General features: G+C 53.2%; 15 protein-coding genes. 3 read left to right on the plus strand and 12 right to left on the minus strand.

The annotated features are described in order from the left end of the window. Positions 1-15: 15 nt before the first annotated feature. On the minus strand, positions 16-1,509 hold the full coding sequence (gene ubiD, locus M4I31_RS23395) for a 4-hydroxy-3-polyprenylbenzoate decarboxylase (protein ID WP_085049781.1): 1,494 nt from the start codon (positions 1,507-1,509) through the stop codon (positions 16-18). A 204-nt stretch (positions 1,510-1,713) separates the two neighbouring features. On the opposite strand from ubiD, the gene rfaH reads away from it, so the two are divergent. Further along, positions 1,714-2,202 (plus strand): transcription/translation regulatory transformer protein RfaH, encoded by a 489-nt coding sequence (gene rfaH / locus M4I31_RS23400; protein ID WP_038634455.1) that lies wholly within the window; start codon positions 1,714-1,716, stop codon positions 2,200-2,202. Between the two features lie 6 nt (positions 2,203-2,208). Here rfaH and tatD read toward each other — a convergent pair whose 3' ends face one another. From tatD to udp, 9 genes are all read right to left on the minus strand, one after another. Continuing rightward, positions 2,209-2,991, minus strand: a complete 783-nt coding sequence (gene tatD / locus M4I31_RS23405; protein WP_038634456.1) for a 3'-5' ssDNA/RNA exonuclease TatD — start codon at positions 2,989-2,991, stop codon at positions 2,209-2,211. 41 nt (positions 2,992-3,032) lie between these two features. Continuing rightward, positions 3,033-3,824 carry a Sec-independent protein translocase subunit TatC gene (gene tatC / locus M4I31_RS23410; protein ID WP_038634459.1) on the minus strand — a complete coding sequence of 264 codons (792 nt, stop codon included), beginning with the start codon at positions 3,822-3,824 and terminating at the stop codon, positions 3,033-3,035. Positions 3,825-3,826: 2 nt separating this feature from the next. Beyond that, positions 3,827-4,375 carry a Sec-independent protein translocase protein TatB gene (gene tatB, locus M4I31_RS23415; protein ID WP_085049780.1) on the minus strand — a complete coding sequence of 183 codons (549 nt, stop codon included), beginning with the start codon at positions 4,373-4,375 and terminating at the stop codon, positions 3,827-3,829. Positions 4,376-4,378: 3 nt separating this feature from the next. Next, entirely contained in the window at positions 4,379-4,633 is a 255-nt protein-coding gene (gene tatA, locus M4I31_RS23420) for a Sec-independent protein translocase subunit TatA (protein WP_003017888.1), read from the minus strand. Between the two features lie 78 nt (positions 4,634-4,711). Then, a complete protein-coding gene (ubiB, locus tag M4I31_RS23425; protein ID WP_085049779.1) occupies positions 4,712-6,352 on the minus strand; it encodes a ubiquinone biosynthesis regulatory protein kinase UbiB in 1,641 nt (546 codons plus the stop codon). Then, a complete protein-coding gene (gene ubiJ / locus M4I31_RS23430; RefSeq protein WP_038634468.1) occupies positions 6,349-6,954 on the minus strand; it encodes a ubiquinone biosynthesis protein UbiJ in 606 nt (201 codons plus the stop codon). Before ubiJ ends, ubiB begins: the two co-directional genes overlap by 4 nt. A 13-nt stretch (positions 6,955-6,967) precedes the next feature. After that, positions 6,968-7,723, minus strand: coding sequence for a bifunctional demethylmenaquinone methyltransferase/2-methoxy-6-polyprenyl-1,4-benzoquinol methylase UbiE (ubiE, locus tag M4I31_RS23435; protein ID WP_003017897.1), 756 nt, complete (start codon positions 7,721-7,723; stop codon positions 6,968-6,970). 94 nt (positions 7,724-7,817) lie between these two features. Continuing rightward, complete coding sequence (gene rmuC / locus M4I31_RS23440; RefSeq protein WP_087856731.1) at positions 7,818-9,248, minus strand: DNA recombination protein RmuC; 1,431 nt, start codon at positions 9,246-9,248, stop codon at positions 7,818-7,820. Between the two features lie 140 nt (positions 9,249-9,388). Continuing rightward, positions 9,389-10,150, minus strand: coding sequence for a uridine phosphorylase (gene udp / locus M4I31_RS23445; protein ID WP_006686084.1), 762 nt, complete (start codon positions 10,148-10,150; stop codon positions 9,389-9,391). A 265-nt stretch (positions 10,151-10,415) separates the two neighbouring features. Between udp and M4I31_RS23450 the strand changes: the two genes are divergently transcribed. Then, positions 10,416-11,222: a dienelactone hydrolase family protein gene (locus M4I31_RS23450; RefSeq protein ID WP_038634473.1), complete on the plus strand. Its 807-nt coding sequence runs from the start codon at positions 10,416-10,418 to the stop codon at positions 11,220-11,222. A gap of 54 nt (positions 11,223-11,276) precedes the next feature. On the opposite strand, the gene metE is transcribed toward M4I31_RS23450, so the two are convergent. Then, positions 11,277-13,538, minus strand: a complete 2,262-nt coding sequence (gene metE / locus M4I31_RS23455) for a 5-methyltetrahydropteroyltriglutamate--homocysteine S-methyltransferase (RefSeq protein ID WP_085049778.1) — start codon at positions 13,536-13,538, stop codon at positions 11,277-11,279. Between the two features lie 235 nt (positions 13,539-13,773). On the opposite strand from metE, the gene metR reads away from it, so the two are divergent. Beyond that, positions 13,774-14,727, plus strand: coding sequence for an HTH-type transcriptional regulator MetR (metR, locus tag M4I31_RS23460; protein WP_038634477.1), 954 nt, complete (start codon positions 13,774-13,776; stop codon positions 14,725-14,727). Here the strand turns inward: metR and M4I31_RS23465 are convergent. Continuing rightward, positions 14,615-15,514 carry a carboxylate/amino acid/amine transporter gene (locus M4I31_RS23465; protein ID WP_071888045.1) on the minus strand — a complete coding sequence of 300 codons (900 nt, stop codon included), beginning with the start codon at positions 15,512-15,514 and terminating at the stop codon, positions 14,615-14,617. The genes metR and M4I31_RS23465 overlap by 113 nt on opposite strands. Positions 15,515-15,547: the final 33 nt, after the last annotated feature.

Below are 15,547 nucleotides of genomic sequence, written 5' to 3' on the forward strand. Positions count from 1 at the left end.
CAAAACGATCGCGCCTCAGGCGCTTTTGCCGTCATTAAAGATGGCCAGTTCATCCCAAATTGCGTCAATACGTGCAGTGACTTCAGGATCTTTTTTTATCGGACGTCCCCATTCGCGTTGGGTTTCGCCCGGCCATTTATTGGTGGCATCCAGCCCCATTTTTGAACCAAGGCCGGAAACCGGCGAGGCAAAATCCAGGTAATCAATGGGTGTATTCTCTACCAGTACAGTATCCCGGGCGGGGTCCATACGCGTCGTAATCGCCCAAATCACATCATTCCAGTCGCGTGCGTTGACGTCATCATCGCAGACAATAACAAATTTGGTGTACATAAACTGACGCAAAAACGACCAGACACCCATCATGACGCGTTTGGCATGACCGGCGTACTGTTTTTTTATCGTCACTACGGCCAGACGATATGAACAGCCTTCCGGAGGCAGGTAAAAGTCGACGATTTCCGGAAACTGCTTTTGCAGAATAGGCACGAAGACTTCATTCAGCGCCACGCCAAGCACTGCGGGCTCATCCGGCGGGCGTCCGGTGTAGGTAGAGTGATAAATTGCATCTTCACGCTGAGTAATGTGCGTGACGGTAAAGACCGGGAAGCTATCTACTTCATTGTAGTAACCAGTATGATCGCCATATGGTCCTTCCGGGGCCATTTCACCCGGTTCGATATAGCCTTCCAGCACAATTTCAGCACTGGCAGGCACTTCCAGATCGTTGGAAATACATTTGACCACTTCAGTTTTGGTGCCACGCAACAGCCCGGCAAATGCGTACTCAGATAATGTATCCGGGACAGGGGTAACAGCGCCCAGAATTGTTGCCGGGTCTGCTCCCAAGGCCACAGAAACCGGGAACCGTTCACCAGGATGCGCCGCGCACCACTCCTGATAATCAAGCGCGCCGCCGCGATGGGAAAGCCAGCGCATAATGAGCTTGTTTTTGCCAATCAGCTGCTGACGATAGATACCGAGATTCTGCCGCTCTTTATGCGGGCCGCGCGTAACGGTCAACCCCCAGGTAATCAGCGGCGCAGCATCCTCTGGCCAGCAGGTCATAATCGGAATACGGTTTAAGTCGACTTCATCGCCTGAATAGATTTTTTGCTGGCAAGGCGCGCCGCGTAACCGCTTAGTCGGCATGTTCAACACCTGCTTAAACTGCGGCAGCTTATCGAACAGATCGCGAAATCCTTTCGGTGGCTCAGGCTCTTTCAAAAACGCCAACAGCTTACCAACTTCCCGTAGCGCCGAGACATCTTCTTGCCCCATCCCCATCGCCACACGCTTAGGTGTGCCAAACAGGTTACACAGCACCGGCATTGTATAGCCTTTAGGATTTTCAAACAGTAACGCAGGCCCACCGGCACGCAAGGTGCGATCGGCAATTTCAGTGATCTCCAGATGGGGATCCACCTCAAGCGAAATGCGTTTGAGCTCGCCCTGCTGTTCAAGCAGCGTCAGGAAGTCGCGTAAATCGTGATATTTCATGGCGTCCATTGTGGCCTCTTCGTAAGCGCTTCATTATACGGCGTTCATCATTGTGATGCTGTATTTTTGTTAAATTAGCGTGAACTCTGGCGATACATATCAGGCCTGGGAGTATATACCCATTGGGTTTCAGCCTGCTTTGCGGCGGGTATAATTAACTTAACTCATGGCTTTTGCTATGCTGGCGCTCAGAACAAGCGGATAAGAGTTATTATGCAATCCTGGTATTTACTGTACTGCAAACGTGGGCAACTTCAGCGAGCCCAGGAACATCTGGAAAGACAGGCGGTGAACTGCCTGACGCCTATGATCACCCTGGAAAAAATGGTGCGCGGTAAACGGACCACAGTCAGTGAACCCCTATTCCCTAATTATATGTTTGTCGAGTTCGACCCGGAAGTGATCCACACCACCACCATCAATGCCACGCGTGGTGTCAGCCATTTCGTCCGTTTCGGTGCGACGCCGGCGACCGTTCCTTCTCCCGTCATTCATCAACTTTCCATCTATAAACCTGAAGGTATTGTTGACCCTGAAACCCCTCATCCGGGGGACAGTGTGATTATTACCGAAGGTGCGTTTGAGGGTTTGAAAGCGATCTTTACCGAACCCGATGGCGAAGCGCGTTCCATGCTGCTGCTTAACCTATTGAATAAAGAGGTTAAGCAGAGCGTGAAAAACACCGGCTTTCGAAAAATTTAAGTCGCCTTAGAAAGTCACTTCAAACAGCGTTCTGACGTTCGCATCAATGGTTGCTGACAACCATTGAGGATCCTCGCCGCGCCAGTGGGCAATACGCTCAAGAATATGGGGTAGGTGCGCAGGTTCATTGCGCCGTGACGCTGGTTTAGGCGTTAAATCCCGGGGAAGTAAGTAGGGCGCATCGGTTTCGATCAGCAATCTCTCAACCGGGATAAAGGGCAGCAGCTCACGCAGTTCCATGCCCCGGCGCTCATCACACACCCACCCGGTGATACCAATGTAAAGACCGCGGTCTACACAGTCCTGCATCTCCTGGCGCGAGCCTGTAAAGCAGTGCAGCACCGCACCGGGCAAGCTGTCCAGCCATGGCTCCAGTAACGTCAGAAAACGCTCATGGGCGTCCCGACAATGCATGAAAACCGGCATCTGCAGTTCAGCAGCAATGCGCAGTTGTGCCACAAAAGCACGCTCCTGCTCCTGCGGCGTGGAGAAATTGCGATTGAAATCCAGGCCGCACTCACCAATAGCGACCACCTGCGAATGGTTTGCCAGCGCAATAATTTCTGCTTCTGTTGAGGACTGCCATTGGCTGCTGTCATGTGGGTGCACGCCAGCCGTGGACCAGCAATGCGGATAATGCTGCGCCAACGTTAAAGCCTGCTGGCTTTCGTGCAGGTTTGTTCCGGTCAGAAGCATTCCGTTTACGCCCGCAGCAAAGGCGCGCGCCACGACCTCATCCCGGTCTTTCGCAAATTGTGAACTGGTTAAATTAACGCCAATATCAAACATGCTTCCTCCCATATGACAACCGCCCTGACGGGCGGTTGCGTTTATTCTTCAGTTTTCTCGGTGGCTTCAGCTTCTTTTGCTTCTTCAGCCTCGTTATCCTCATCTCGCGTACGTCGCTTACCGACATAGAATCGAGAGAAGAACACACCCACCTCGAACAGGCAGTACATCGGTATCGCCAACAGCGTTTGCGAGAAGACATCAGGCGGGGTCAATAGCATCCCGACGACAAATGCGCCCACTACAACGTAAGGGCGTTTCTTGCGTAAGTCTTCAGGCGTCGTAATGCCCATCCAGCATAGCAGCACAATGGCGACAGGGACCTCAAAAGAGACACCGAAAGCCATAAACAGCGCCATTACGAAACTGAGATAGCTGGCAATGTCTGTCGATACCTGTACGCCTTGCGGAGCCGTATTGGCAAGGAAACCAAACGCCAACGGGAAGACGACAAAATAGGCGAATGCCATACCGATGTAGAACAATAACGAACTGGAGACCAACAACGGCACAACCAGGCGACGTTCATGTTTGTACAAAGCAGGCGCAATGAATGCCCAGACCTGATAGAGGATCACTGGCGCTGACAGAATCAGCGACACCATGAAGGTTAACTTTATCGGGGTAAAGAACGGCGAGGCCACATCGGTGGCGATCATTGTTGCGCCCTGCGGCATCTGTTTGATCAACGGCGCCGCAACCATATGGTAAATGTCGTTGGCAAAGTACACCAATGCCAGAAAGATCACGAACACAGCAATAATGCAGTTCAGGAGTCGCTTACGCAGCTCAATAAGATGCGTGATGAGCGGTTGGGTATCTTCTACAGCCATGTTTACGGTTTATCACTCGACGAGGGGGAGGATTCGACAACAGGTGCGGCAGCTTTCTTTTCTGCATCCATCAACGTGGCGGAAGTGTTTTCCGTCGGCTCTGGCGTTTTAGCACCCGTGGATTCCGGTTTTTGCTCCGGCGAACTGGCCTGGTTTTCAGCGGCAGCTGGGGTGACCCCTTCTCGCTGCGCTTCACCGTCTTTCACCACCGGATTATGGATAGTGTGCGCTTCATCGCTGGCTTTCTCAGGATCGTGCACGCTATAAGAACGCTTCATCGACTCCGCCGCTTCACGCAGCTCATCCATTGATGCTTTCAGCTCCGGGGTCAGATTTGTCAGGCTCGCTTTCTCTACTTTCTTCAGGCTGTCCTGGAATTCCTGAAGCTTAAGCTCCTGGGTCAGTTCGTTCTGAACAGTAGTTGCAAGGGAACGCAAAGCGCGAACCCAGCCAGCAACCGTTTTTACCGCCACGGGTAATCGTTGCGGCCCCAGGACAATGAGGCCGATCACGAATACCAATAACAGTTCGCTAAAACCGATATCAAACACGGATTATACCTGCTCTTTATCTTGGCTTTTGGCGTCTTCCTTTTTCACTTCGCCCTGCTTATCGGTAATGGATTTAGCAGTAAAATCAGCGTCCTGGCTGGTTTTATCTTGCTTAGGTTCATCATCACCCATCGCTTTTTTGAAGCCTTTAATAGACGCGCCAAGATCGGAACCGATGGAGCCGAGTTTCTTGGTGCCAAATAGCAGTACAACGATGACGGCAATGATCAACAACTGCCAAATACTGATACCACCCATACATGTTCCTCTGTCATAGATGATGAATTAATAAGGCCGTAGTATACGTTACACGGCCTGCCTTGGGCGATGAAAAATTCAGCGCATTTTGCGCCAGCCGATTATCCAGGCTATGACGCCTCCCGCCATTAACCAGCCCGGCATAAGCCCCCACTCAGGGCGGCTTACCAGCAGGAATGTTCCACTTAGCAACAATGTTGCGCCAATGCCCAATAAATAACGGGATTGTCCCTGACGCGCATGATTCGCGTGAAGCTCGCGGGCAATCTTATCAACACTGTGCTGTAAATATTTGCCCTGGCGCAAACTGTCATACACCAGTTCAGGTATTTCTGGCATTTTTTCGACCCAGAACGGAGCTTTTTCTTTAAATGCCCTGACGAGCGCAGGAATACCGACCTGATCTTTAATCCATGATTCGAGAAACGGCTTGGCCGTTTTCCACAAATCTAACTGCGGATAGAGTTGTCGTCCGACACCTTCAACGTACAGCAGCGTCTTCTGGAGCAAAACCAACTGAGGCTGGACTTCCATATTGAATCGACGCGCGGTGTTAAACAGATTCAACAGCACGTGGCCAAAGGAAATCTCCGCCAGCGGTTTTTCGAATATCGGCTCGCACACGGTACGGATTGCAAATTCAAACTCTTCAACGTTGGTATCAGGCGGAACCCAACCTGAATCCACGTGCAGTTCGGCAACTTTGCGGTAGTCTCGGTTAAAGAACGCAATAAAGTTTTCAGCAAGATAGCGCTTATCTTCTTTATTTAAAGAACCCACAATCCCGCAATCAATACCAATGTATTTCGGGTTTTCAGGGTGCTCATAACTCACGAAAATATTCCCAGGATGCATGTCCGCATGGAAAAAACTGTCGCGAAATACCTGAGTAAAGAAGACCTGCACGCCGCGTTCAGCCAACAACTTCATGTTGGTGCCATTCTTCTCAAGCGTTGCGACATCAGATACGGGGATACCATATATGCGCTCCATCACCATCATGTTCTGACTGCAATAGTCGGAATACACTTCCGGGATGTACAGCATCGGGCTATCTTCAAAATTACGTCGCAGCTGAATTGCGTTCGCCGATTCGCGCAGCAGGTTCAGCTCATCAATCAACGTTTTTTCATACTCGCGGACCACTTCTGTTGGCCGTAGACGACGGCCATCCGGTAGCAGACGAGGAACCCAGCGCGCAAGGCGGTAAATCAGTTTTAAATCCGCTTTAATGACCGGCAGTATGTCCGGGCGGATAACTTTGATCACCACCTCTTTACCATTGGACTTCAGTCGTGCGGTATGGACCTGAGCAATAGACGCGGATGCCAGCGGCGTGATCTCAAAATCATCAAACCACTCCTCGACGGGCAGCCCGCCCATGGCTTCTTCGATTTGTTCTTTCGCTCGCTGCCCATCAAATGGGGCAACGCGATCCTGCAATAGCGCAAGCTGATCGGCGATGTGCGGTGGGAAAAGGTCACGACGGGTAGAGAGCATTTGCCCAAATTTGATCCACACCGGGCCGAGCTCCTGTAAAGCCAGTCTCAGCCTTTCTCCCAGCGGTTTGTCTTTATGTTGGTTGGGCATCCAGAACAGCGAGTAACGCCACAACCGAAGCGGCAGCGTGATACGCATTTTAGGGATGAGTTCATCAAGACCGTAGCTTAAGAAAGTGCGAATGATGAAATAAAGGCGCCGTACTTCACCTGGCGTCATTTGGCCTCCAGTTTTTCCAGCCGTTTGGCCAGAGATTCGACCGCACGTTCAACGGCTGCCGTTTCTTCTGCAAACCATGCAACCTCGAGCGAGCCGGGAGCCATACGCCACTCTTCGGTGATCGCTTCGGCTACATAGCGCTGCTGGCGCTGAATGTTATGGCGCAAGAACTTCGCGCCGCCACGCAAGACTTTGCTGACCCCCTCCGCGACGATATCGCCGGTATAGGGCGCTAACAGCTCTGCGGGATCAAACTCAGCCAGATCGGCCAGCGCCACAAAGTTCTGCACCACCTGGATATCACCCTGAACTTCCAGCTCACCGCTGCGAATAAGCGTGGTAAGTTGCTGGCGGTCGCGTAATTTCGGCAACACGCTGGCATGTGTGATTACTGTGCAATCGGCTTCGCCTTCCCATGCCCCCAGCACATCGACCTGGCGCTCACTAAACACCAGGACTAAGGGTGTTGAAAATCCTTTAAGATCAACACGCAGCACCTTGCTCTGTAAACGCGTTCGGGCTGATTTCAGCGCAGGAGAACGATACAGAAAGGTATTGAGCAGATTTTCAACGCCTGCGGTCACTAAGGGTTTTAAAGGCATCCCCAATCTCCTGTCAGAACTTGTAACCACGATGCAGCGCAACGACACCAGCCGTCAGGTTGTAGTAATCAACGCTTTCGAACCCGGCATCTTGCATCATTGCTTTTAGCGTGTCCTGATCGGGATGCATGCGAATAGACTCCGCCAAATAGCGGTAACTGTCCGCATCGCTTGCGACCATGGAACCGATGCGCGGCAGAACATGGAAAGAATAAGCATCGTAGGCCTTGCTCAGCGGTTCGATAATCGGCTTGGAGAACTCCAGCACCAGTAAACGTCCGCCCGGCTTCAACACGCGATACATGGATCGTAAAGCTTTGTCTTTATCCGTTACGTTGCGCAGACCGAAAGAAATGGTAATGCAGTCAAACGTGTTATCAGGGAAAGGCAGTGCTTCCGCGTTCGCCTGAACGTACTCAACGTTACCCACTACGCCGATATTACGCAGCTTTTCGCGACCCATTTTGAGCATTGAGTCATTGATATCCGCCAGTACGACTTTACCGGTTTCACCCACCATGCGAGAGAATTTCGCCGTCAGGTCGCCCGTACCGCCCGCCAAATCCAGAACGGTTTGACCGCGACGCACGCCACTGCAATCAATGGTGAAGCGCTTCCACAAACGATGAATGCCAAATGACATTAAGTCATTCATAACGTCATATTTCGAGGCCACAGAATGAAAAACGTGGGCCACCATGTCAGCTTTCTGCTCTTTAGCGACGGTCTGAAAGCCAAAGTGCGTCGTTTCTTGTGAATTATCCACCATCTCAGTGCCTGCTCATTCAAAAAATGTTCAAGAAGTGTAACAGATTGGGCCAATTTGCCCTACCCTTCTGCCCCGTTCAACTACCCCAAACGGACTAGTTTGATTGCTGATTTACCGCTTCGTCATCAGGGTAAGGCGCATCCTGTTGCGTCTCAGGGACCGAGCGCAAGCGGTACTCTTCATCCTGCGTAGTGGCTTGTTCAGCCAGCTCAGGATTTATCTCGCGCTTAATTTCCACACCTAAACTGCGAAACGCCTCTGCCTGTGACAGGACGTTTCCACGGCCTGAAGAGAGTTTTTTCATCGCTTGTCGGTAGTTGTCCTGGGCTTTATCCAGACTTTGGCCAATCGCCGACATATCATCCACAAACAAGCGCATCTTGTCATAAAGTTTACTGGCCCGATCGGCAATTTGTTGCGCATTACGGCTCTGATGCTCGTAGCGCCACAGGTTGGCGATCGTGCGCAATGCCACTAACAACGTGGTGGGGCTGACCAGCATAATGTTATTTTTAAGCGCCTCGGTTATCAGTTCAGGTTGCCTGTCCAGCGCCAGCAAAAAAGCAGGCTCGACGGGAATAAACATCAGCACGTAGTCAAGCGAACGCAGCCCGGGAAGCTGTTGATAATCTTTTCGGCCCAGCAGACGAATATGGTTTCGCACTGAGGCGATGTGCTCCTGCAACGCGCTCTCGCGGGTATATTCATCTTCCGCGTTAAAATAGCGCTCATAGGCGACCAACGTCATTTTTGCGTCGATCACCACATCTTTTCCCTGGGGTAGCCGGACAATGACATCGGGCTGCATACGCGAACGGGCATCGTTTTCAATGCTAACCTGAGTTTCGTATTCATAACCTTCACGCAGACCAGAGGCTTCAAGCACCCGCGTGAGTACCACCTCCCCCCAGTTGCCCTGCGTTTTGTTATCGCCTTTTAAGGCCCGCGTCAGGTTTACCGCTTCCTGCGCCATCTGCGCGTTCAGTTGCTGAAGATTACGAATTTCATGCGCCAGAGTATGACGTTCCTGCGCTTCTTTGCCGAAGCTATCCTGAACCTGACGACGAAAACCGTCCAGCTGTTCACGAAGCGGCGCCAGCAGGCTGTTCAGGCTTTGGCGGTTTTGCTCATCGACGCGGCGGTTGCTGTGCTCAAAAATGCGGTTCGCCAGGTTTTCAAACTGTTCACTCAGGCGCTGTTCGCTGTTGATCATCTGGCGGATTTTATCTTCCGCATGCTGCTGCGTCGCTTCCAGCCGGGTAGTGACTTCACGGAGATCGGCTTCCAGAGAGGTGTTGATGCTGTGCAGGCTGCGTAATTCGTTATTGAGTAGCTCGCACTCGTCGCGCCAGTGGGCTTCCTGTGCGAGTTGTTGGCGGGCAGCGCTTAACGCAATATCCAGTTCACGTCGCTCTTCGATGAGGTCGGCACGGATCTGATCGGCCCGCGCTTTTGTCGCCAGCCACCCCACCAGCAGCCCTGCGGCTAACGCCAACACAGCACTCATCATAATTGAAATATCCACAACGCCCCCTTACAGCAACGGCTTACCCGCACAAAATAGAATTGTGCTGTATAAACGTCCAGTTTAAAAGGAATTTCCTGCGAGGCACTACGCAAAATAAAAAGGCCGAACACGTCGGCCTTTTTGAACAGAAGTGAGAATTACAGTAAACGGCGGGCAGCTTCCACCACGATTTTCACCGCGTGGCTTTCCGTTTGTTTCATCGTTTCCGCATTGGGGATCTCTTGCTGAGTACGGTTCACGATAACACCAGCAACCATACCGGCACGCAGGCCCTGGCTGGCACACATGGTCAGCAACGTTGCGGATTCCATTTCGTAGTTCATGACCCCCATGGACTGCCACTCTTCCATCGAGCCTTTGAAACGACTCACTACGCGACCAGAGAAGGTGTCATAACGCTCCTGGCCCGGGTAGAAGGTGTCAGATGACGCGGTGACGCCCACGTGGGTAGTCGCACCGATAGATTTCGCCGCTTCCACCAGCGCAGTGGTGCACTCGAAGTCGGCAACGGCCGGGAATTCCATTGGCGCGAAGTGCAGGCTTGCACCATCCAGACGGACAGACGCAGTGGTGACCAGCACGTCGCCAACATTGATGTGCGGCTGAATTGCGCCAGTCGTACCGATACGCAGGAAGGTACGAATGCCCAGTTGCGCCAGTTCTTCTACGGCAATAGAGGTGGACGGGCCGCCGATACCGGTAGAGCAAACGATCACGGCTTTACCATCCAGCTCAGCACGCCAGGTCGTGAACTCGCGATGGGATGCCAGCTTAACCGGCTTATCCATCAGCGCGGCGATCTTTTCCACACGCTCCGGGTCGCCAGGGACGATAGCGAGCTGGGCCCCTTGTAAATCGTTCTTAGTGAGGCCGAGATGAAAAACATCAGACTTAGACATAAAAACTCCTCTGTGAATCGGTTTTGTCAGAAGAAGCAAAAACACACTTTACCGAAGGCATAAACAAATTTTCGTGACAGACATCACCATGATGTAAATCAATTGCATTCGATTACCATGAAATAGTGATACGCATCACATAAATGACGTGATGTAAGGACGCCTTGCACAAAAGATAGACCGTTTAAGGCAATGTGGTTCGTTGCATATGTCTATAGTTAATAATGCGCTTTTTGGCTGAATATTTAAGGGTACGGAGAATACCATGACCACACGACAATCTGGCTTTGCACCTGCTGTATCTCCACCGACGTCTACTACGGTTCACACACCGGATAACGCAATTATCGCCGGTGTAACGTCCATACCTTCACAAGGCGATGATATGCCAGCGTATCACGCACGACCAAAACAGACCGATGGCCCCCTGCCCGTGGTCATTGTCGTGCAGGAGATTTTTGGCATTCATGAACACATTCGTGACGTTTGCCGCCGTCTGGCCCTGGAAGGGTATCTGGCTATCGCGCCAGAGCTCTATTTCCGCGAAGGCGATCCCAATGACTTTGCCGATATCCCCACGCTGCTCAGCGGCCTTGTCGCCAAAGTGCCTGACGCTCAGGTACTGGCCGATCTGGACCACGTCGCCAGTTGGGCCTCCCGCAACGGCGGTGACGCGCATCGATTAATGATCACAGGTTTTTGCTGGGGTGGACGCATCACCTGGCTGTATGCAGCGCACAATCCGCAGTTAAAAGCAGCGGTAGCGTGGTATGGCAAACTGGTAGGCGATAAGACCCTCAACTCGCCGAAACATCCCGTTGATATCGCCACCGATCTTAACGCTCCTGTTCTGGGGCTTTATGGTGGTCAGGACACCAGTATTCCTCAGGTTACCGTCGAAACGATGCGTCAGGCGCTACGCGCCGCTAATGCAAAAGCGGAAATTGTGGTTTATCCCGATGCCGGGCATGCATTTAATGCCGATTACCGCCCGAGCTACCACGAAGAGTCCGCCAAAGATGGCTGGCAGAGAATGCTGGAGTGGTTCGCGCAATACGGCGAGAAGAAATAAGTATCGCCAGGTAAACCGATCATCAAAACGGAGGCGTTAGCCTCCGTTTTGTTTTTAAGCCTGACGCAAGTTCTGCGCGGCCTTCACCATATTCGCCAGTGCGGCACGGGTTTCCGGCCAGCCTCGGGTTTTCAGGCCGCAGTCCGGGTTCACCCACAGCCGCTCCGCCGGAATACGCTGCTCCGCCTTCTTCAGCAGGGCCTCAATCCACTCCACGCTCGGGACGTTCGGCGAGTGAATATCGTAGACACCCGGCCCAATTTCATTCGGATAGTCGAACTCTTCAAACGATTCCAGCAACTCCATGTCGGAGCGTGAGGTCTCAATGGTGATCACATCCGCGTCCAGCGCCGCAATGGAATCCATGATGTCGTTGAACTCGCAGTAACACATGTGGGTGTGGATCTGAGTTTCATCCTTCGCCACCGCCGCGTTAATGCGGAAGGCTTCTACCCCCCACGCCAGATACGCGGCCCAGTCGCTGCGACGTAGCGGCAGACCTTCGCGCAGCGCCGGTTCATCAATCTGAATAATACCGATACCCGCCGCTTCCAGATCCGCCACTTCATCACGCAGCGCCAGCGCAATCTGCTTGGCGATGGTTTCACGCGTCACGTCTTCACGCGGGAATGACCAGCAAAGAATGGTCACCGGACCGGTCAACATACCTTTTACCGGCTTGTCGGTAAGCGACTGCGCGTACTTCGCCCACTCCACGGTGATCGCTTCCGGGCGGCTGACGTCGCCAATTACCACCGGCGGCTTCACGCAGCGGGAACCGTAGCTCTGCACCCAACCGTTCTGGGTAAAGACAAAACCATCCAGATGCTCGCCAAAGTATTCCACCATGTCATTACGCTCGGCTTCACCGTGCACCAGCACATCGAGGCCCAGACGTTCCTGTTCAACGATCGCCTGTTTTATATGTTCGGCGATACCGGTACGGTAGTGACCAGCATCCAGGTTGCCCTTTTTGAAATCCAGCCGCAGACCGCGAATTTCGGTGGTTTGCGGGAATGAACCGATCGTAGTGGTCGGCCATGCCGGTAGATTAAAGCGGGCACGCTGCGCCTCGGCGCGAACCGGGTAAGCGTTGGCGCGCTGGCTGTCTTGTGCGGTGATCGCCGCCAGACGTTTTTCCACTGCGGCGTTGTGTACGCGGGTAGAGTGACGACGCGCCTGGATCGGTGCGCTCCATTCCACAATTGCCGCCGTATCGCCGCTGTTCAGGGCATCGCGCAGCAGCGCCAGCTCGCCGCACTTTTGCAGCGCGAAGGCAAACCAGCTCTTCACTTCGGCATCAAGGCGGGTTTCCACACTGAGATCGATTGGGCTGTGCAGCAGAGAGCAGGAAGAAGCCACCCACAGAGCACGTTTCCCGACGATGTCTTTAATTTGTGCATATTTTTCGCTGAGATCGGCGCGCCAGACGTTACGACCGTTTACCAAACCGGCTGACAGCAGCCAGTCGGCAGGCAGGCGTTGGTGCAGCCCGGCAACGTCATCTTTGCCATGAACGAAATCAACGTGCAGACCCTGCACCGGCAGCGCGGTAATGGTATCCAGGTTCGGCGTTACGCCTTCAAAATAAGTGGTCAGCAGTAATTTTACCTGCCCTGCCAGCGCGTCATACGCAGGTTTGAAGGCGTTCAGCCAAACCTGCGGCAGCTCCAGTACCAGCGCGGGTTCATCAATCTGTACCCACTCAATACCGCGTTTCGCCAGCTCGGCCAGCACCTGCTGGTAAACCGGCAGAATGTCGTTGAGCAGAGTCAGGCGGTCAAACTGTTCGCCCTTCACTTTCCCCAGCCACAGGTAAGTTACCGGCCCAAGCAGTACAGGCTTCACCTTGTGGCCGAGCGCCAGCGCTTCGTCCACTTCATCCAGCAGTTGGGTCCAGGTCAGTTTGAACTGCTGACCTTTGATGAACTCCGGCACCATGTAGTGATAGTTGGTATTAAACCATTTGGTCATTTCTGCCGCCGCTGCTGGCTCACCCGTCGGGGCGCGACCACGACCAATGCGGAATAAGGTATCGATATCAACCGAGCCGTCTTTATTTTGATGACGCGCCGGAACGTTACCGAGCAGCAGACTGGTGGTTAGCACGTGATCGTACCAGGCAAAATCGCCCACCGGCAGCAGGTCAATGCCCGCCTGCTTCTGCTGATCCCAGTGGCCGGCGCGCAGCTCGCGGCCAACGGCCAGCAATTCCTCACGGGAAGAATTTCCCGCCCAGTAGCTTTCTTGCGCTTTTTTCAGCTCGCGACGCAGGCCAACGCGAGGGAAACCGAGGGTGTGATTCAATATTGTCATTTTTCTTCCTCTAATTATATGTAAATCCTATGGATTTTGAATTTAGGGAAGGCGGCAAGTTTGCTCATCCCCAGGAGCTTACTGAAGTAAGTGACTGGGGTGAGGAAACGAAGCCAACGCACCATAAATTTAAAAGACGAAGGATTTTAGCCGTCCAGATGTTTACACATCCATAATTGGCGGTTACTGTATATTCCTCAAGCGCAATTTGTTCATGCCGAAGTGAAGGACTTTCATGATCGAGATTAAACACCTGAAAACGCTCCAGGCGTTGCGGAATAGTGGTTCGCTGGCAGCCGCAGCGGCGACGTTGCATCAGACCCAATCCGCCCTTTCTCACCAGTTCAGCGATCTGGAGCAACGCCTCGGCTTTCGTCTTTTTATCCGTAAAAGTCAGCCTCTGCGCTTTACGCCGCAGGGCGAAATTTTGCTGCAGTTGGCAAACCAGGTGTTGCCGCAAATCGGTCGCGCGCTGCAGGCCTGCAACGAACCGCAGCAAACCCGGCTACGCATCGCGATTGAATGCCACAGCTGTATCCAATGGCTGACGCCCGCGCTGGAGAATTTTCGTGCCAACTGGCCGCAGGTGGAAATGGACTTTAAATCCGGCGTGACGTTCGATCCGCAACCTGCGCTACAGCAGGATGAATTGGATCTGGTGTTGACCTCCGACATTCTGCCGCGCAGCGGATTGCACTACTCGCCGATGTTTGATTTTGAAGTACGCCTGGTCCTGGCGCCGGACCATCCGCTGGCCAGCAAAACGCAAATCACCCCGGAGGATTTAGCCAGCGAGACGCTGCTTATTTATCCGGTACAACGGAGTCGGCTGGATGTCTGGCGGCATTTCCTGCAGCCTGCGGGCGTTAGCCCGTCGCTGAAGAGCGTGGATAACACCCTGCTGCTGATTCAGATGGTTGCAGCCAAAATGGGTATCGCGGCTTTACCACACTGGGTGGTGGAGAGTTTTGAGCGCCAGGGTCTGGTGGTAACCAAAACCCTGGGTGATGGATTGTGGAGCCGACTGTACGCCGCCGTGCGCGATGGCGAACAGCGACAGCCGGTCACGGAAGCGTTTATTCGCTCAGCGCGGAATCACGCCTGCGATCACCTGCCGTTTGTGCGGAGTGCGGAACGACCCACTTTCGATGTACCCACAGTGAGGCCACTATCACAGCCGCACCAATGATGAAGCTCGGCCAGTGAGGCTGTTGATGCCAGATAGCCAGGTTAACCAGCAGCCCGGCCGGCACATGCATATTGTTCATGATGCCCAGCGTACCCGCATCCACCTGCGTCGCGCCATAGTTCCACATAAAGTAACCGATGCCGGACGCCGCCACGCCAAGAAACACCAGGATGCCCCACTGTAGCGTAGTTGCAGGCATTTTCTGCGCGTTACCCAGCATGGACCAGGCCACTATCGCCACCATAAATGCCCCCATGTAAAACCAGGCGAAGGCGTTGTGCTGCGGCATTGGCCGTGTTTCCATCAGACGCTTGTAGCCCACCATGCCAATGGCAAAGCTGATATTGGACAACTGTACCAGCAGCAGGCCGGTCCAGAAGTGGCTGGTCACCTGGTCGTAACGAATGATCCCCGCACCGATCACCGCCAGCAACGCACTGAAGGCGTAGCTCCAGCGCAGACGACGTCCGCTCATGAGATCATAAATCAGCGTAATGTAGAGCGGCGTCAGTACGGTAAAGAGCAGCAGTTCTGAAACCGTCAGGTACAGGTAGGCGTGAAAACTCAGCATATACATAATGCCAAGCTGCATGGCCCCTACCAGCATATACAGCGCGATCGTTTTTACGCTGTGCCCACGGGTGCGTAAAAATGGCAGGAACACCAGCGCCGCCAGCCCAACACGCACCAGCACCGCAAAATAGCTATCGACATGACCGGCAAGGTACTCGCCAAACAGGCTAAAGGAAAAGGCCCACAGAATTGTGGTAATGATGAGTAACGCCACAATGGATGTCTCTTAACAAAAGGTACACCCATT

The organism is Citrobacter sp. XT1-2-2 (assembly GCF_023516235.1).
GTDB lineage: Bacteria > Pseudomonadota > Gammaproteobacteria > Enterobacterales > Enterobacteriaceae > Citrobacter > Citrobacter werkmanii.